The organism is Acrocarpospora corrugata (assembly GCF_009687845.1).
In the GTDB taxonomy this organism is placed as follows: Bacteria; Actinomycetota; Actinomycetes; order Streptosporangiales; family Streptosporangiaceae; genus Acrocarpospora; species Acrocarpospora corrugata.
Map to the genome: position 1 here is coordinate 1 of NZ_BLAD01000124.1, position 17,619 is coordinate 17,619.

The 17,619-nt window shown below is 65.6% G+C and carries 13 protein-coding genes and 2 pseudogenes; 3 read left to right on the forward strand and 12 right to left on the reverse strand.

All coding sequences use genetic code 11. From position 1 onward, the window contains the following. The 9 genes from Acor_RS39865 to Acor_RS46680 form a co-directional block, all read right to left on the reverse strand. On the reverse strand, positions 1–3,805 hold a 3,805-nt coding region (locus tag Acor_RS39865; protein WP_170317338.1), incomplete at its 3' end, for a CHAT domain-containing protein. A gap of 23 nt (positions 3,806–3,828) precedes the next feature. Then, positions 3,829–4,407 carry a hypothetical protein gene (locus Acor_RS39870; protein ID WP_155341960.1) on the reverse strand — a complete coding sequence of 193 codons (579 nt, stop codon included), beginning with the start codon at positions 4,405–4,407 and terminating at the stop codon, positions 3,829–3,831. Positions 4,408–4,428: 21 nt separating this feature from the next. Next, complete coding sequence (locus Acor_RS39875) at positions 4,429–5,292, reverse strand: 3-keto-alpha-glucoside-1,2-lyase-like domain-containing protein (RefSeq protein WP_155341961.1); 864 nt, start codon at positions 5,290–5,292, stop codon at positions 4,429–4,431. A 10-nt stretch (positions 5,293–5,302) separates the two neighbouring features. Beyond that, a complete protein-coding gene (locus tag Acor_RS39880) occupies positions 5,303–5,611 on the reverse strand; it encodes a hypothetical protein (protein ID WP_155341962.1) in 309 nt (102 codons plus the stop codon). A gap of 23 nt (positions 5,612–5,634) precedes the next feature. Further along, positions 5,635–6,798 (reverse strand): hypothetical protein, encoded by a 1,164-nt coding sequence (locus tag Acor_RS39885; RefSeq protein WP_155341963.1) that lies wholly within the window; start codon positions 6,796–6,798, stop codon positions 5,635–5,637. Beyond that, positions 6,795–7,514 carry a hypothetical protein gene (locus Acor_RS39890; RefSeq protein WP_155341964.1) on the reverse strand — a complete coding sequence of 240 codons (720 nt, stop codon included), beginning with the start codon at positions 7,512–7,514 and terminating at the stop codon, positions 6,795–6,797. The genes Acor_RS39885 and Acor_RS39890 overlap by 4 nt, the downstream gene beginning before the upstream one ends. Positions 7,515–7,539: 25 nt before the next feature. Further along, positions 7,540–8,295: a hypothetical protein gene (locus Acor_RS39895; protein WP_155341965.1), complete on the reverse strand. Its 756-nt coding sequence runs from the start codon at positions 8,293–8,295 to the stop codon at positions 7,540–7,542. 77 nt (positions 8,296–8,372) lie between these two features. Further along, positions 8,373–8,744: a CHAT domain-containing protein gene (locus Acor_RS46675; RefSeq protein WP_170317339.1), complete on the reverse strand. Its 372-nt coding sequence runs from the start codon at positions 8,742–8,744 to the stop codon at positions 8,373–8,375. After that, on the reverse strand, positions 8,705–9,250 hold the full coding sequence (locus Acor_RS46680; protein ID WP_170317340.1) for a CHAT domain-containing protein: 546 nt from the start codon (positions 9,248–9,250) through the stop codon (positions 8,705–8,707). Before Acor_RS46680 ends, Acor_RS46675 begins: the two co-directional genes overlap by 40 nt. Before the next feature lie 397 nt (positions 9,251–9,647). Between Acor_RS46680 and Acor_RS39905 the strand changes: the two genes are divergently transcribed. Genes Acor_RS39905 through Acor_RS39910 form a run of 3 tightly spaced genes read left to right on the forward strand, consistent with a single transcriptional unit; the run spans position 9,648 to position 13,061 of the window. Continuing rightward, positions 9,648–11,027 carry an AfsR/SARP family transcriptional regulator gene (locus Acor_RS39905; protein ID WP_170317341.1) on the forward strand — a complete coding sequence of 460 codons (1,380 nt, stop codon included), beginning with the start codon at positions 9,648–9,650 and terminating at the stop codon, positions 11,025–11,027. Continuing rightward, a complete protein-coding gene (locus Acor_RS42690; RefSeq protein WP_308805725.1) occupies positions 11,002–11,370 on the forward strand; it encodes a CATRA system-associated protein in 369 nt (122 codons plus the stop codon). The genes Acor_RS39905 and Acor_RS42690 overlap by 26 nt, the downstream gene beginning before the upstream one ends. Beyond that, the gene (locus tag Acor_RS39910; protein WP_170317343.1) at positions 11,367–13,061 is read left to right on the forward strand and encodes a CATRA conflict system CASPASE/TPR repeat-associated protein; all 1,695 of its coding nucleotides are present in this window, start codon (positions 11,367–11,369) and stop codon (positions 13,059–13,061) included. Before Acor_RS42690 ends, Acor_RS39910 begins: the two co-directional genes overlap by 4 nt. Positions 13,062–13,592: 531 nt before the next feature. On the opposite strand, the pseudogene Acor_RS39915 reads toward Acor_RS39910, so the two are convergent. The 3 genes and pseudogenes from Acor_RS39915 to Acor_RS39925 form a co-directional block, all read right to left on the reverse strand. Further along, positions 13,593–13,811 (reverse strand): annotated as a pseudogene (locus Acor_RS39915) (IS630 family transposase); the annotation flags it as partial. Between the two features lie 68 nt (positions 13,812–13,879). Then, entirely contained in the window at positions 13,880–15,667 is a 1,788-nt protein-coding gene (gene ltrA / locus Acor_RS39920) for a group II intron reverse transcriptase/maturase (protein ID WP_155341968.1), read from the reverse strand. Between the two features lie 664 nt (positions 15,668–16,331). Next, a pseudogene (locus Acor_RS39925) lies at positions 16,332–17,246 on the reverse strand (IS630 family transposase); the annotation flags it as partial. Positions 17,247–17,619 lie beyond the last annotated feature (373 nt).

The window sequence follows — 17,619 nt, forward strand, 5'->3', positions numbered from 1 at the left end:
GATCGGCGAGGCGCTGATTACTTGCGGTAGTACTGCATGCGGACAGGTATGCCAGTTCCGCATGCGGCAGCTGCAAACGTGAAATGGTCGTGACGGTAAACGGCCGGGTGCGATAGTCGTGGAGCAACAACAGGCTGTCCGCAGGCATGTTCCAGTCGCTGCATCCGTGACAGGCCAGGTGTGCGATTCGGTGGCGAGGCAGAGCTAGCCAAACGGCATCGTACGTGGCCTGCGGCCCGGCGAGGATTTGGGTGGCGACCACGAGTTCGGTCAGACGCTGAGCCTCATCCGAGACGCCGGACAACCGGGAGGCACCCGGCGTGTCAGGCATCGCAACGATCAGCGCCCCCGTTGGCGTTTCACCCGATTCCGGAACAGCGGGAGGACTGCTACGGGCTTGGCGAGCATACTGCAAGGCGCGAATGGTGGGGATATATGAGGAGACGACTCGGTCGATTACCGTGCGAGGTTCTTCCGTTCGAGTGGCTTCGTAAGAATCCCCGATGCCGACGTGGTGCCCGGCGGCGTGCAAAGGAAAGAAGGCCATCTCTCCCACCGGACACCACCACAGGCGTGGCCAGGGTTGGCCTGGTTTGGGAGAACCTGGGAATCCGAGGGAATTCAGGATTGGTTCGGCGCATTCGTCCCACAGCCAGCTCAATACCGCAAGCATCTCTCCTTCCGAGATAGAGTCGTCCTCGGCTCCGTGCGCGGTGAGGAAGCGGTTGGCCTGTTCGAGTACGACGGCGCGGGTAAGACCGGGCAGAGCGACAACTCGCACCGGACGGTCGGAATTGTTGCCGAGAATCAACGCATCCCCCCGATATCGGCTCACATTCACCATAACCACCGGCCCGTCGATCGCGGCGCTTTGCAGAGCGGCGATCGGGGGTGGGAGCAGAAATCCGCTCTGGTTGGGCAGGGAACGGATTCTGCCGAGCAGTGCGTCCCATTGCTGGGCCAGTTGCTCGCGCTGGGACTCCAGTTGCCGAATCAGCTCCAAGGAGTTCGGCTGCCTGAGCTGTTCTAGGTAGGGGACGCGAAGTTCTCTCGTGATTCTGCCGGTGTCGTCGGTGCCCATGCGGTCGACGGCATCCATCGCGTCGCGCAGGTCCGCGAGTTCCTCGGCCAGAGCGGATTCTTGAGTCTGTAGTTCGCGGAATTCTCCTCGAGTGTCCATGGCTTCGGCCAGCAGCACTCCGCGTGTTTGCTCCAAGAGTTCCACCGCATGCTCGGGCTGGCCTGCCGCGACAGCAGCCGAGGCTGCTTCTGCGGCCAGCCCGGCGATCGCGCCAAGGCCATGTTCGCGATCGGGATGGGAAAGGCGGCGCGGAGCTATCTGGGGTACCAGGGTGATCGCGTTCTCATAGGCGGCGAGTGCGCTCACGCTGTCGCCTACTGACATCGCGGCCCATCCCAGTCCTCTGTACGAGGCGATCCTTATCCAGATCGGGGCCATCGTTGCGGTGGCGCCCTCCGCGAAGTGCACCTTCGCCTGAGCCAGCGTCGCAGGGTCACCGTCATGGTCGAACAGAGCTTGCAAGATACCCGCCAGGTTGTATGAATATCCCGCTCGGTTCGGGTGGTCGATCGGGGTGATATCCACCGCGTCGCGGATGGCCTGTTCTGCCTGGTGTAGCGCCGACAGCTCGCCTGTCCGCTGAAACATGGCCTTCTGGGCTCCTGCGAGGTTGGAACAGTACATGGCACGGCCAGGATGATCACGTGGTGTCGTGGCCGCCGCCTCTCGGAATGCTTCAACTGCCATGCAGAGCACTGGAAGTTCATCGGCGCGATCAGACAGTGTTTGCAGGACGATCCCAAGGTTGGAGGAATACAGGGCATGGGCTGAATGGTCACGTGAAGTGGCATTTAATGCGTTGCGGGCAGCCTCAATCGCCTGTTCCAGCGTCGCGAGGTCAAGGGTCCTGCGGTAAACATTGAACTGGATACCGGCCAGGGTGGAAAGAGTCGTCGGCCGATCTGCGTGGTCGGGCGAGGTGGCCGCCACAGCGTCCCGGCCGGCTTGCACCGCTTCCTGGAGGACGGAGAACTCGCCGGTCTGCTCAGACAAGGTTTGCAGAATGCTCGCGAGGCTTGCCAAATGCATACCACGGGCCCAATGGCCGGGTGGGATGGCCACCACGGCATCACGGGCGGCCTGCACTGCCTCTCGCAGTGTCGGAAGCCGACCGGTCCACTCGAATTCTCGTGCCAAGGTTGCCGCGAGATTGGAGGAGTACCTGGCGCGGTCAGAATGACCGGACGGAGTGGCCTCCACCGCGTCCCGGCCGGCTTGCACCGCGTCTCGCAGGACGGGCAATTGGCCCACCTGCTCGAACAGCATCGCCAAGGCGCTTCCAAGATTTGAGGAATAGAAAGCGCGGCCCGGGCCGCCCAGCGAAACGGCTTCGGTTGCATCCCGGGCAACCTGCACAGCCTCATAGAGCACCGGAAGCTCTCCGTTCTGCCGGAACGTTTCGCATAGGGCGCCCGCCAGATTGGACAGCATCACGGCACGGCCAGGATGGTCGGTGGAGGCGGTCGCCACCGCATCCCGGCCGAGCCGAACCGACTCTCGGAGCAGCCCGGTATCCCCGATTCGCCGCGCCAGATGCTGGAGGACACCGCCGAGATTCCCGGAGAACAGGGCATGGCTGGGGTGATCCGGGGTGATTGCCGACACCGCCTCCCGGCCGGTTTGGGCCGACTCGTACAGCAGCGCCAGTTCGTCGGTCCATTCGAATTGCGTTCGCAAGACGGTGGAGAGGCTGTTCAGATGGTTGGCTCGGGCCGGACCGACGGCCGGGGTGGCTGCCACGGCAGCGCGGCTGACTCGAGCCGCCTCGTCCAGCAGGGTGCCATCCCCATTTAGCCGGAAATGGTCATATAGGACGCTTCCGAGAGAGAACAACATCGCACCACGGACAAGGCTGTCAGGCGGAGTGAGATCCAGCGCCTGATGGAGGCTCTGAGCGGCCTCGTCGAGCAGAGAAACCGCTCCGGCCGGGGTGCCCTCAGCCTGGAGGGCGATTCCCAGGTTGGCCAGCATGCGGCCGCGGGCGGGGTGGTCTACTGGGGCGCCGTCCAGCGCCTGTCTGAACATCTCGACTGCCTCTCGTACAGTCGAAAGCTCCTGCGTCTTCCGGAAGACTACTAGCAGGGTGAGCCCGAGCTCGTTCAGATGTTGCGGAGGAGCCGGATGGTTGGGTGGGGTTGCCGTCACCGCCTCCCGGCCGAGCCGAACCGCCTCCTCCAGCATCGACGGATCCCTGTGCTGTTGCCGCTCGGACAGGCGCGCCAGGGCTCCGCCGAGGTTGGACAGTATCTGGATGCGGCCATAGTGGCTGGGAGAAGTGGCATCCATGGCATTGCGGAGCAGTTCGACCGCCTGATGCAGAGCGGAGAGCTCGCCGGTCTCCTCGTAGGAGCCGAGCAGGTCAACGGCCTCGTCGTTCTGTTGCTCAGGACGGCGCGGTCCGCTGCGCGCGCCCAGGTGCTGCCGATAGAATTCGTGTAAGGGCTCGGGCACACGCTCCGGGAAAGCCTCATACACCGGAGTCAGCAACACCATTGCGGCCAGCAGGTCCTTTTGGCCGTCGCCCTTTGGCAGGACCTCGTAGCGCACCCAGTGGAACCACCCGATCACATACGCCACTTCCAGGTCTTCGGCCGGGTCGGCCACCAGGTTCATCAATTCCGCTGCATCGGCGACAGCGCGGGCGGCTAAAACATGAGCTGAGTCGCCCGTGGCGTCCAGAGCATCGATCCGTTTGCGGATCGCGTCGAGCAGACGTTCTCGCATGGGACCCTCCCGGTCCAACTCGCTCAGCCGACGGAATCGCTGACCCATCGGGGCACGGGACTTCCGGTGATCCGCTGGAATTCTTTGGCCACACCATCGGAGTCCTCCCGGTATGCCCTGCGGAGCAACCCGACGACCTCGTCGAGATACTGTCGGGCACCCTGATCCAAATTCTCACTGGCATACATCGAGGCGATGATCAGGGGCTTCACCGCGTCCTTGGCACCAAGCAGGAGCAATCCGTCTCCCATCAGGATGATCGCCTGAAGGCAGCGGCTCGCTACGAATTCCTCGATCCACATTCGTGGCACGCGCTCAACGATGTAGTGACATAGATCGGCCGCCTCGGTGGCTATCTGAAGTCCTCTGTGCGATTCTCCGGTGTTATCCAGCATGGACCCGCATGCGATGAGCGAGGCGGCCAGTTCCTTCTGGTAGCTGAGCGAGGTGGCGCCTTCGTATTTCGTCAACTGTCTAAGGAGGCCGATGGCCTGGTCGATGAGGGGCAGCGCCTCGCGATGCCGCCCCGACCGGGCAAGAAAGATCGCCTTGTTGTGCAGCGACCTCGCGGCGTTGACCGATGATCGGCTTTCGGAATTCACAGTTCCCTCCACACGCATCATTCAGCTTAGCGCGGTTATCCGAATATCTCGGATATTGATCTGGGTGTTGTTGCTCCACAGGCCGACATAGCCGCCTTCGAGGTAGGTGTTGTCCGTCGTGCGTAGCACCATGGCGCCATCGACGACGAGTGTTATCGCATTGCCGCGGACTTCGGCGCGGTAGTGGTGCCATTGCGTACTCGGGCGGAAGTCCCGGCGGCTGAGCGCGCGATTGCGGTCACCGGTTAACTTGATCACGGCGAAGTAGCTTTCCTGTTCGGCTTCGCCCGTGCAGGACAACAGGCCGGATGCCGAACAATGGCCGAGATTGTAGCCGCCGTCTCCGGTTTCCGACGCCCGGACGACAAGACCGAAGGAACGATAGGAGGTGAACAGGCGCGAGCCATACGTGACGAGCTGAATATCGGCTTCAACCGCGTAGTCCGTCAGCTGGTCCATTCGGAACGGGGCGGAGATCGACATTTGGTCGTCACCGGAGGTGCCGTCGTTGACCAGCATGCCAGAGGTCTGGTGCCAGCTGTCGCCGATCGTGACCCAACCGTCCAGGTCGTGGGACCAGTCGGCGGTGTACGGCAGGGCCGGTCCGCCTGCCGCTGGGGGCGTGGCTTCGGCCCCCGGGGTAGGCGATTCGGTCGTGGAAACCGTGCTGCCGGGCGGTTCGGTAGTGGGGGCGCTGCTCGCGGGGACGGCGATCGTTCGGAAAACGGTCGTGGTCGGCCCTGGAACCGGCGGCGGGGCATCATCGCCGGCCATTGCTCCGAAGAGCTGGAACAGGCCGACGGTGAAAGCGCCCACCGCCACGACCGTTGTCCAGAAGACGACCGGCCGCGAGTTGAACGGTCCTTTGCGTTCCAGCTGAGACACGTGGGGCTCCTCATGATGTTATCGGTCGGTCGCCGGTCATCTCGGCGAATGCGCCCTGGACACCGATCTCGCGGCATCGGGCCAGCAGGGCCTCGTGCATCCTGATCAGGCCCGCCGCCTGGGAGCTCACCATGCCGGGATAGATCATCGGGGTCATCGCCGGGTTGTTGGCGATGTGGGTCATGATTAGCTCGGCCAGCGGTTCGAGCAGCTCCGGGTGCGCGATCAGGATGTGTTCCGATTCGGACCAAGTGCTGGCCCGCAGAAACTGGATGATGTTCGCGAAAATTCGCCTGGGAGAGGGGTGCCCCGGCTCCATCGGTGCTCCGATCGGCGCGCGACTCAATGATGGGCTTTCCGATGATCCGCGAGGATGTCCCCGGCACGGGCGGCCACGTCGGGGCTGACGGGGCCGAACTCTTCGAGATGGGCGGTGACATAGCTGCTCTCCACCAGGTCGTAGCCGCGGTGAATCTGTTCGATCAGTTCGTGCTCGTACGGCTTCTGCGGATCGGAGATCTCCGTCAGCCGGTTCCGATATTGGGCGGCCTCGCCCACCCGCTGCCTGGCCGCGGAAAGTCGCTCTTCCAGTTCGCGCACCTGGGCCCTGGCGTCCTTGAGCAGCCGGTCGTTGGGGTTGCCCATGCGACGGCCCGTCTCCATCGCGATGATTCCAGTGAAGATCACCAAAGTGAGGAGGAGGATGAGCATGGGGACGGCGCCGATGGTGACGATGGCCGGGCCGACGACCGATGCCGGGTCTCCAGGGACGGGTTGCGCGAGCGAGACGAGTGTCTGCAGGCGAGCCCACGTGACAGCGGTGATCGTGACGAGCCAGAGGACCGGTAGCACGATCATCATGGAGGGCCGGGAGATCCAGTCCCGCAGACTGAATTCCCGGGCGCTTCGCGGTGCGGTGCCCTCCTCTTGCCATTCGCGGAACTTCCGCCCGTACAGGTGGGGGCCGAAGCCGAACACGAGCACGGCCGCAACACCCAGAGCAGCGGTCATCAGTCCGCTGATCCCGAGATCAAGGAGAGTTTGGTAGTAGATGGGAATGTCCACGGCCAGCAGGGCGATCAGCAGCAGGAAGGGCGGGCCCACCTTCCGCAGGCGCCGACCGAATCCCCCCTTGATCGCCACCTCGCTGGCGTAGCCGTCACCGGGGCGGACCGAGCTTCTGGCCGAGAGTTGCGCGACCGTGTGCCGGGCTTCTTCGCGGGCCGCGACGAGACCGGCAAGGTCGTCGTCCGGTAGCGACCTGTCGTGGTTGCTCAGCAACTCCCGGGCCGTTCTCCGCTGCGCCTCGGCGTGCGCGGCCAGTTCACTGAGCCGCAACTTCCGCTGGGCGCAGATGTCGTTGAGGCCTAGCGGCTCATATCCGGCGCCGAGTACGGCACCCGCGTCGGCACCTGATCGCCGCGCCGTCTCGGGTGAGGACCTGCGCGCCTTTTCGGCGAGTTCGGCGAAGTCGGGTAAGGCATAACGAGCGGGCTGCCAGCTCACGGGAAGGTCACCTCCCCGGCACCGCTCGCGGCGAAGATGTCCAGCCACATGAGCTTGACCTGCGGAGCCCGGCTGGGGTCCCGTCCCACGAGCAGGTTGAATCCACGAACCGTGATCGTCGGCTTGTCACGGAACACCGGCAGCTGGTTGGCCGCGCGCAGGTCGCGCACCTTGGCGGCGCGTGCCCCCGCCTGGGAATAGTCACCCTGGTCGAGCCGGAGAGGCTCGACGTTGTTCATCAGATCGCTGTAAATGACGATCTGACTGCCCGCGAGTCCCTTGGGGCCAGCTTGCATGGTGTCGGCCAACGCGCGCAGCGACCCCAGGATGTCCGACCCAGGACTACCGTCGTGGCAGGTCCGCAACCACTGGGCGGACGGGTTGACGTTCCCGAGCTTGAACCGGCGGACCTGATCGGCGCGCCGCGGACTGGAGTTCGGGTTCTCCTGCTCGTTGGCGACCAGCTCAAGCGCCGGACGCTGGCATGATGTGCCCTGCGATCGGCCGCTGATCGCGGCGAAGCCCATCCAGCCGCAGTTCGCCGTGGCGAAGGACAGCAGCGAGTCGTCGATGAACCTCTCCGTCTCCACATGGGTCGCATAGCTCGTGGTGTCGACGGCGACACCGCACTTGGCAAGCGGCTTGGGGCAGTCGATGCAGCAGGCCGTTGCCTGGAGAGCCAGGAACACCACTATGAGATGCGCCCATCGGGCCATGGCGGGTCTCCTCGATTCTTCGATCTCAGTCGGAGCGGCGGTAGAGCCATAGGAAGAGGTGCCAGAGCTCCCGGAGTGCGTCGAGGTCGACACTGAACGCCGGAAGGTCAGCCGTCCCCTCGGCGGGCAGCTCGGGTGCGGCCGGGTGCCAGCCGGCCCGCAACCGCTCGCGCCGGGGATGCCGCCGGTTGAACCCGTGCAGGTACGCCGCGACCAGGGCTTTGGCATGCTCCAGGACGCTGTCGGCCTGACTCAGGAACTGGCGATGCGCCTGACGCCGATCCACGTCGGCACCCTTGATCCAGCTCACCAGATCGGGCACCGCGTGCCGGATCTGCCCATCGGAAGTGAGAATCTTGCGGCGGTCGATCCTGATCCGCTCAAGTTCGACGCCCCACTGGTCCTGACCCGTCGCGGCCTGTTGCGGACCGGGACCGGGCAGCGCCCGGCGGAGTTTTTCGATCCTCTCCTCAATTTCCTGGAGCTCGCGGTTGATCTCCAGCTTGCGGTTGAGCAGGTTCTCAACCGTGACGTACTTCTCGGCGGCCGTGCGGTCAATCGTGCTCACCCGTTCGTCGCGGCCCTCGATTAGTGCACACAGATCCGCCTTTACCTGGGCGAAGATCTCGGCCAGGCCGCGCGGAGGATACTGCGGCGTCTGATCGGCGATGTCGACGTACTGCGGGTCGCGGCCGTCGGTCTCCCCCAGCGCAGCCGCCGAGGACAGGTCGATCCGGCCGTTCTCCTCGCCTTCCCGGCGAGCGCGATTTCCTCTGGACACCCCTCCAGGCAACAGGCGACGGCGCTTCAGCCGAAAGCCGCGCGCCGCTTATGAAGTGCTTCCGGCGCGCTGCGGAGTCAGGGACCGCAGTGCACATGCGCCGCCCACGCCCACGGCTTGTCGGGTATGAGGTCACGCTGATCCCTGATGGCGCGGTTCAGCGCGCTCGCCGCGCCGGCCAGGTCGTCCTCGCCGGTGATGTCCTCGGCGACAGCGAACACACCGTCGTGCAGCAGCAGATGCCCGGCGGAGGGATCATCGAGATCACTCCTTGCATGGCAGGCGAAGTGCGCCCGCCGGTGATCGCCAAGGGCCGCAGTGACCGCAGCACGGGTGGCCTTCGCATCCCGGAGAACAGTGACCTTGCCCGACCTTTCACGCAGCATGTTCGCCTCGTCGACGGCTCCTGTCAGCGGCGCCTCACCCGGAGTTTCGGCCACGGCGACCACGAGGGTCGACTCCGGCCCGTCGTAGGGCGGGCCGCCCGGCGCACGTGGCTCAGCGTCCTGACCGTGGGCGCGTACGAGGAGATCACCCGATCGAGGACCGTGCGAGGGCGCCGATCGTCCCTGGTCGCGTGGTATCCGTCCGCATGCAGCGGCAGGAAGGACAGTAATCCGGACGGACACCACCAGATCCTCCGATCCGAGGCGTCTCCGCGTAGCGGCTCGACGGCCCCCAAGTGATCGAGGATCGGCTCGGCGACGGCGTCCCACAGCCAGCCAAGCAGCGCGGTCAGCCGTTCTTCGCGACGCCTCGACTCGAGGGCGGATCGGAGCTCCGCCACCATCGCCTGCACCGCTTGTGGCAGCGCGGTCCCAGGTTCGACAGGCTGGGCGACGCCCGCTGGATCGTCCTCGGGGCTCGGGCCGACCGCCGCGCACAGGTGTTCGAGGGTCTCCTCCAGGTGGCTCGCGAACGTGGGCGACATGCCGGTGAACTCGACCCACGCCATGAGCAACCTTGCCAGGGTGTGCCGCGCGGTGCGGCGCGCGGCCGCGGTGTCCGCCAGGCAAGCAGGATGGCTGCGCGTATCGCGAGAGCGCAGGTTCACGGGCGCGCCGTCCCAACGTTCCGAGCGGGGTGGCTGCGGGTCCTGCTCGTCTTCTGAGTCCGGCTCCGGGAAATGCAGCCAGATCCCGGTGCCACTCGGCCCGGAGATCGACCCGGGCGAGCATGAGGAAGACGCGGAGGTTGTCATCGGATGCTCAAGATCGCATTCTTCCGCTGTCCAGTCGAGGGCCTCCAGCGCGGTCATTATGAAGGAGTTTCGCATTGAATCGAGATTCACGACTCCTCCAGGAGCTGTGACAGACCAGCACGGTATAACATTTAGCACTCCAATCGCACCCATGCCCACCATGCCTGAATATGATGAAATCACAGCATTATTCACGATATGGAGCCATGTGGTCGTTAAGGTACTCGGTCAGATAATGGTTGAGCTCGACGGGCGAGTCATCGGCCTTGCTCCCAAGGCTGTCGCCGTTCTCGCCCGGCTCGTAGTGGCGCAGGGCCGGCCCGTTACCGTCGACGAGATCTACGCCGACGTCTGGCCAGGCCCCAGATCTCCGACCGGCAGGCCGGCCAAGATCCTCGTACAGCAACGGATCATGGATCTCCGCCGGATCCTCGACCCCGCCAACCCCGGCAAGAACTCCACTGTCATCAGGACCGAACGCGGGGCGGTGACCGCCTACCGGCTCGACCTCGGCGCCGCCGACGTGGACGTCTTCCAGTTCGAGGAGCTCGTCGGCGGGGCCCGCCAATCGTCTCCGACCGAGGCCGCCGAGTTACTGATCAAGGCACTCGACCTGTGGCGCGGAGAACCGTTCTTCGACGTCAAGAGCTACCCGTTCGCCGCAGGACCCATCAGCCGGCTCGTCGCCCTGCAGCAGGCGGCCAAGCGTGACCTCATGCACGCGTACATCGCCATCGGCCTGCCCGACAAGGCGGAGCTCATCGCCCGGATGCTCGCCGTCGACCTGCCCGACGACGCCGAACTCGCCGGATCGCTCCGGGCGCTACGTGAGCGGCTCCACGCCAGGAACAACGGCGAGGTCTACCGGTATGAGTTCACCGATCCGGCCATGTCGCTGGTCGTCACGTCCGGCGACCTCTTCGCGCACGACGACGCCCATCTCGTGGTCGGCTTCACCGACACGTTCGACACCGCAGCCGACGGCATCGTGATCAGCACCCGAAGCGTGCAGGCTCAGTTGTTGAGCCATTTGTACGGCAATAACCGTGTACGTCTCCAACGGCAACTCAGGTCCGCGTTGCGCGATGTCACGCCGATCGGCACCGAGGCCGCCGCCGCCAAGCCACGCGGAAAGCGCACCCGCTACCCCATCGGAACCGTGGCCATGCTGCGCTCCGAGGGGCGCTGCGTGTTCGCGGTCGCATACAGCCGGATGGGCAACAATCTGATCGCCCGCTCCAGTTTGGACGACCTGCGGCTGAGCCTGGACAAGCTGTGGGATGCCGTCTATTTCTACGGCCAGCAGGCTCCCCTCGCGATGCCGCTCGTCGGATCGGGGCTGGCCCGTATTCAGGGTGCGCGCCCGCGCGACCTGCTCGTGCTGATCATCGAATCTTTCGTCGCCCGGTCGCGGACCCAATTCTTCTGCCCTGAGCTGCGCATTATCGTGCCTCCCACGGCGCTGGAAAAGATCGGGATGCTGGACGTGGCCACTTTCGTCCGGGATGAACTTCCGCGCAGGATTGGGTGACATTAAACTCCGATCCGTGCTACCTACCGATAACGCCCGAAATAACGACAAAGCAGCGCAAATTCTCCAAAAAGTGCTGACATGGGAATTATCCGATCCGCGATGGGAGCGGATCGCCGCACTTCTCGATGTCATGGCGGCCGCGCAGCGCACCGGCGACCACGACGGGCTCCGCCAGGCGACCGCCAATTTGAAGGCGGAGGGCCCCACGCGGATCACCAGAATCGGGGCCGCCCCGACCGGCCCTCCGCCGCCGCCCATCCGCGAGCAGATCAACACCCTGATCCACCTTCTGTCCGGCACGCACGACGACTCTGGAGAAGACGGGAGCGAATCCCGATGACCGAGGTCGTCGACCAGCAGATGGTCGTTCATCTGTACGCACCTACGGACGGCCCGTACGCGACCAGGGCTTATCGGGCGCTGAGCGAGATCTGGCTGGGCTGCCGCCAGGTGTTCGGCATGCGCGACGACGTCCCCGGAGTGGGCCTGCCCGAGGTGCTGCCCAGCGAATGGCGGGCCGCGTTCGACCAGGCGAAGATCGGAAGCGAGGCGCCCATCGCGCTTCAGGAGCGTCGCGGGGCCGACTGCCAAGCCGTACTGCGAGTACACCATGACGTGCTGAACCTGTCAGTGGCCCTCGCCCCGGCGGAGGACACCGCCTCAATGGGACGTGACACGTCGTGGTGGCGGCGACTGGACAGCGAGTGGGCGGCGATCAGCGCGGCGCACTCCCGGCTCTTCATCGGCGAATCCCGGATCTACCTCGCCAAGGTCAGGCCGTCCGTGGACGCTTCCCTTCCGGGCCACCTGGCCGAGTCACTGCCCGACGACGGCGAACCGGTCAACTGGGACTACCCGATCGTGACGAGCGATGGCCTCACATTGTGGGAGCCGCAGCGCGGCCGGGACGACCGTACGCTGCGCCGGCTGGTGCTCGCGTTCCCTCCTGAGAACGCCGCCCAGGCGAGTGCATGGACCTGGTCCGACGGACGCCCGGCGATACCGCCACTGGCGCGCTACCTCCTACAGGCCGCGAAAATGCGCTTCCACCTCCGCGTCTGGCAGCGCGATCGCCGCACCCGGGAACTGCGTACGGCGATTCAGGCGATGGAGGCCGAGTTGCGGCGCGCCGGGCACGATCGGCGCGCGATCGACCTGTCCCCGCTCGACGACTTCGACGCCCTGCTGATGGCGGCGGATCTACGAGAACTGCGGCGTTCCGTCGAGATCGCGATGGCCAATCTGGAACTGGTGGCCAACCGGCCGGAACTACTCACCCCGGGCGGCCCGTTCGCCGACGACCGCGACCTCGCGCGGTGGTTCGTCACCCAGCTCGGCGACGACCTGGATGTCGTCAAAGCCTCCGCCCTGCGAGCTCGGCGCCTGGCGCCGGCGCGATCGGCGGCCGCGCAAGCGGCCCCCGCACGCCAGGCGGCCGAGGACGCATCGGGGCCGTCCCCCGACCGGGCGCGGAACGTGTTCGTCATCTACGGCAGGGACGATCAGGCGCGGCGGGCGGTATATGGGTTCCTGCGCGAACTCGACCTGCGGCCCCTCGACTGGGAGTCGCTGGTCAGAGAGACCGGCCAGACGGCGCCGTTCATCGGCGACGTTATCGCCCGTGCCCTAGTCACGGCCCAGGCCGCGGTCGTCGTCATGACACCCGATGACACGGTCAGACTCCACTCCGATCTGTGGGGGCCGGACGAGCATCCACACGAAACGCAATCCGGCCTGCAGGCGCGGCCCAACGTCCTGCTGGAGATGGGAATGGCGCTGGCCACCTACCCTGATCGCACCGTCATCCTGCTGGCGGGGGATCAGCGACCGGTGAACGATCTCGGCGGCCGCAACTACATCCGGCTCACCGACACCCCCACGTGCCGGGCCAAAATCGCGAACCGGCTCCAGCTGGCCGGATGCAAGGTCGACGACAGCAGCACGGACTGGGCAAACTCTGGCCAGTTCGCCGATCTCGCCGCCTACCGCCGCCGCCCCGACACCGGACTCAGCCCCACCGACACGACCTGACCAAACGCCCCGCTGGGGTCAGGCAAAGACAGCCGCGTGCACGCAGGAACTCGGCGACCGGGCGCGGCTCTCGGCCGGTCGGCACCGTGACCACGTCCTGTGCCTGGGGCTTGGTACCTGCCGCAGGGGACGGACATGACGCGCCCTTGGAACCTGGTCGTCGGTACCGGGGAAGACCTTCCGCCACAGCACCTGCTCATACGTGCGCCCGCGCACCGAGGCTCAGACCGGCCCCGGCCGAAGCTCATGAATCGCTGTCTCTACCATCACCGTCCCTCCGTCCCAGGTACGGTTGATCGACTCGGAGCTGTTTGTCCAGTCCACAGCGCTGGGCCTGACGGTGAGTGTCTGTCGCGCCCATCGCGTTCGATGGTGGCCCGGCAAAGCTGCGCCCCTTAATCATCGGGCGATCTGACTCAAGGAAAGGCGGCGGCTTCCCCCACCCTTCTAGCAAATGGCGCGTCGGACGCACATATGTAGGTTGCGTCTATCACTAGTGCGGTGACCATGAACGTTCACCGGGTTGGTTGATCACGCGGCTCGGGTCTTGGGGCGTCCCCATCGGCGTTGTTTCTCGCTGCGGACCCGGGCGCGTTCCCGTCGTTGTGCGGCCAGCACGTCGGGGTGACGGGCGTTGGCGTTGCGCCAGCGCAGGTAGGCCTGGAGCTTGCGGGCCAGCACGGTGTGGTTGGGATGGGTGGAGTTGCCCATCACGAAGCTGCGCAAGGGGCCGAACTGGGCCTCGTCGGGTAGCCCCGGCGCATTGCTGCGCCGGGGCCCCCTCAGAACCGGCCGTGCCCGCTTTCCAGGCAACCGGCTCAAGCAAGACCCAAAGGCTCGCGGGCAGACAGAAGTACCGGGTTCACGCCGTCGCTGAGTCGGCGGCGGCAGTAAACGTGTATGAGCTTAGGTGCGGCGTGTTCGTGTTCGTCCGGCGTGCCGAGCCCCACGGCGGGCACGATCGCGTGTTTGCGGATCGCTTTGCGCGTGGCCGTGAGCCATTGTTCCCACTCGCGTGGGCTCTGCGGTTCGTGGTCGGCGTGCAGCAGCGTGCCCCGGCAGAGCGGACATCGGCCGTGTTGCTGGCGAAGGAGCCGCCAGGTGGCTGTGTCAACCGGGGGTTTGGTGCGGCGTCGCCGCTCGGCCCAGTAGTCGGTCAGGGCCGGGTCGTCGGGGGACGCCCGTCCTGCCACCATCCGGTGCCGGACGATTTTCGTCCAGGTGAACTTGCGGAGATAGAACCCGGTTTCCCGGCTTCCGAACACCCATCTGTCCTGCCTGGAGGGGTTGAACATGCCGAAGTAGCGGGCGATCACCCACCGCTTCGACTTGTTCGGGTGGGAGATCGTGGCCCACTTGTGGACCAGTCTCCACACGTAAGCGTCCAGCGCGTTGAATGCGCGCTTGGACACCCCGGTCCGGTAGTAGGCGGCCCAACCTCTGATGATCGGGTTGAGCCTGGCGATCACCGCGTCGGCGTTGGCCCCGCGAAGGGCCTTCACCTCGATCGACAACCGCCTCCGGATCCGCCGCAGCGCATCCTTGCTCGGCTTGGTCAGCAGCTTGCCGCGAAAGCGCCGGATTTCGAATCCCAGGAAGTCCACTCCCTGGTCCAGGTGAGTGATCCGGGTCTTGTCCTCATTGAAGATCAGACCTCTGGGGGCCAGCCATCCAGATAGCTGCGCCTTGACCTGTTCGGCCTGTTCACGGGTGTGACACAGGGCGATCACATCGTCGGCGTACCGCACCAGAAGTGGGGATTTGGGATTGGCGCGCATGGTGTCGCCGTCCCAATACCTAACCCCGGCGGCCTGTTCCATGCCGTGCAATGCCACGTTCATCAGCGCGGGACTAATCACCCCGCCTTGAGGAGATCCCTCGCTGGTCGGCGTGAACCGGCCATCCTCGATCACGCCCGCCTTCAACCACTGCCGGACCAGTCCCCGGGCGGGGAAGGAACCCAGCGAAGCAAGTATGTGATCATGACTGAGCCGGTCGAATGCCGCCTCCAGATCGGCGTCGAGCACCCACAGCCGTTTGGCGTCCCTGCGGTTCGCCGTGGTGTGGATGGCCACGATCGCGTCGTGGCAGCCGCGGCCGGGCCGAAATCCGTAGGACTTCGGTTCGAACCGGGCTTCCCACTCCGGTTCCAACGCACTCGCTGTCAGAGCTTGTAACGCTCTGTCGGCGATCACGGGAATGCCGAGTGGGCGGCGGCGCCCGCTGCTTTTGGGCACATACACCCGCCGGACGGGACGAGGTGACCACGCGGCGGCATCGTGCTGCACCCAGGCGGCCAGATCGGCCTTCTCCTGAGCCAGCAGAGCCACCTTGCCATCCACCCCGGCCGTCTTGCGGCCAGTGTTGAGCTCCGTCACCCGCCGCACGCTCAACAACGCGTTGCTGCGGGAGCGGAGCATCAACTTCTGTAAATTACGGACCTTGATAAGGTCCCCTGCCTGCGACGCCGCGAAGATCCGCCGTCTCAGCCGCCGTACGTCATCCTCGACCTGGCCCCAGTTCACTGAATCCCAGTCAAAGATGTCGTCCTCGGGTCCGTTCACTTCAAGGGCCGCCGACGCCATCGCGCGGGCATATCCGCTCATCGGTGTCCAACTTGTCCTTCGGCTCGGGCGTCCTGACGTCGATTCCTCGCAGGCTCACCAGGCCCGCGTCAGCACCCTTTCGGGTCGAGACAGCCATCTCTATCCGGCCAGTGATGCGGGACCGCCGGCAGAGGAGCCAGCGTCCGGTCCCGGTTTCCTGCTGCCTTTCGGCCACCGGCATTCGCTTCTCGGGCCTTCCTGCGCCCGCTGGGGGTTTCTGCCTTCCTCGCGGTTGGCCTACCGGCCAGGAAACCCCTGCCGGACCCCATCGGGGTTGTCACGTTCCGCATGGATAAGATGCGACCGGGGTGGGCGTCCTCTGAACCCCGGGGACGGTGGTGCGCTCCCGACCGGCCCAATCCCTCCGGTCGGCACCCGCCGCCTTCCAACGGCCGGTCCCTATCTCCCGCTGGTACGACCCGTCGGCGGAAGTGGCAATGTCGGGGCGTCATCGAGGATTCACTTGCGTTCGCCCGTCCGGTCTTCCCCCGCCTGTGGTCTCTGGACGGAGCAGAGGCCCTTGGGCATTTCCCCGGGCTTCGCACCCCACGGTTGCCCGCGACGCACGCCGAGGTGGGGACGGTCCTTGCGCACTGGACCGGAACTACGCGCTCGACATCAGCCGAACCTCCTTCGTTGAGTTCCACTCATCACATGCGACCTCGTGTCGCACGATGGGGTTGGCCCAGGACGCGCTGGTCGGGGTCAGGCACAACTCCACCTTGTTCTTCTTCGCCCAGGCACGGATCAGCGGGGTCTTGTTGGCCGACAGGTTGTCCATGATCACGTAGATGGGGGCGCCGTCCGGGCGGGCGGCCCGGATCGACTTCAGCGCGGCCAGGCTGTGAACTGCGCCCTTACGCCGCCGGACGACGCCCCACAGCTGGTCCTCGCCCAGGCTGTAGCAGCCGTGGAAGTAGCGGATGCCGTGGGTGCGCGAATAGGTGGCCGGCAGCCGATCCGGCCTGCCCTCCTGGGCCCAGCCGCTGCCGTGACAGGGCCGGATCGACAACGGCCCGAACTGGTCGAAGGCGAAACACCGCATCGGGAATCGGCCGGTGACCTCCTCGATCCGGTCCAGTTTGGTCTCCCGCGCAGGGTCGGTGGACTCCTTCCAGGTGCGGGTCCGCTGGAAGGAGATCTTGCGTGCGCGCAGGAGTTGCCGCAGCCGTTCCCGGCCGATCCCGACGATCCGGACCGGGTTGCCGGCCAGGTAGGCGACCAGCTTGCGGATACTCCAGTGCGTGAAGGGACGGCCCAGTTTCTCTGGGCGCGTCAGGGCCGTCTGGGTGATGAATTCCACGTCATCGGTGCTGATCAGGCGGGGACGGCCACCCGCCCATTTAGGGTCCAGCGCCTCCAGGCCGCGCTCGTTGAAGGCGTGGATGACATCGCGGACGGTGTCTTCATCGGCCGCGACCAGATGGGCGATCGCCGGGGCCGGGGTCCCGCTGGCGGACGCCATGATGATCAACGCTCTGCGTACCCGGATCGAGCCGTGGGTGCCTCGCCTGACCAGGCGCTGGAGCAGCTGGCCCTCGGCGTCGGTTAATCGGCGGGCTTTGACGGGCTCAGCCATGCGCTGCTCCATGGGTCGGTACCGATCGGGCCGGTACCGACAGTGAAGGCAGGCATCAAACAGCGCAAGCCGTACGGCCTGCAATGACCAGGTGAACCTAAGTGGTCACCGCACTAGTGAGCTTGCTCCGCTTTGACGGACACCGTGGTTCTGTCTCGTCGGCGTACGTTGAGGCTGACGAGCTGAAGGCGTTACGGCCGAGGCCGAACGTCTGGGTGGGCTGCGCCAGCGCGCGGTGTCGGAGTTGAGGGCCCGCAAGTGCCACGCTATCGCCGCCACCATTGAGGCCGACCTCGGCGTCCATGTGACCAGCTTTCGTGGTAAGACCGCTGACCTGTGTTCGCTGTTCGGTTTGAGGCCGGTAATACTCCTT

Bases quoted from the DNA above. Each gene is read 5' to 3' on its own strand.
- Acor_RS46680 (WP_170317340.1), bottom strand. From the start codon at position 9,250: ATGGCGTGGGTCGAGTTCACCGGCATGTCGCCCACGTTCGCGAGCCAC.
- Acor_RS39905 (WP_170317341.1), top strand. From the start codon at position 9,648: ATGCCCACCATGCCTGAATATGATGAAATCACAGCATTATTCACGATA.
- Acor_RS42690 (WP_308805725.1), top strand. From the start codon at position 11,002: ATGAACTTCCGCGCAGGATTGGGTGACATTAAACTCCGATCCGTGCTA.
- Acor_RS39910 (WP_170317343.1), top strand. From the start codon at position 11,367: ATGACCGAGGTCGTCGACCAGCAGATGGTCGTTCATCTGTACGCACCT.
- ltrA (WP_155341968.1), bottom strand. From the start codon at position 15,667: ATGAGCGGATATGCCCGCGCGATGGCGTCGGCGGCCCTTGAAGTGAAC.
- Acor_RS39880 (WP_155341962.1), bottom strand. From the start codon at position 5,611: ATGGAGCCGGGGCACCCCTCTCCCAGGCGAATTTTCGCGAACATCATC.
- Acor_RS39890 (WP_155341964.1), bottom strand. From the start codon at position 7,514: ATGGCCCGATGGGCGCATCTCATAGTGGTGTTCCTGGCTCTCCAGGCA.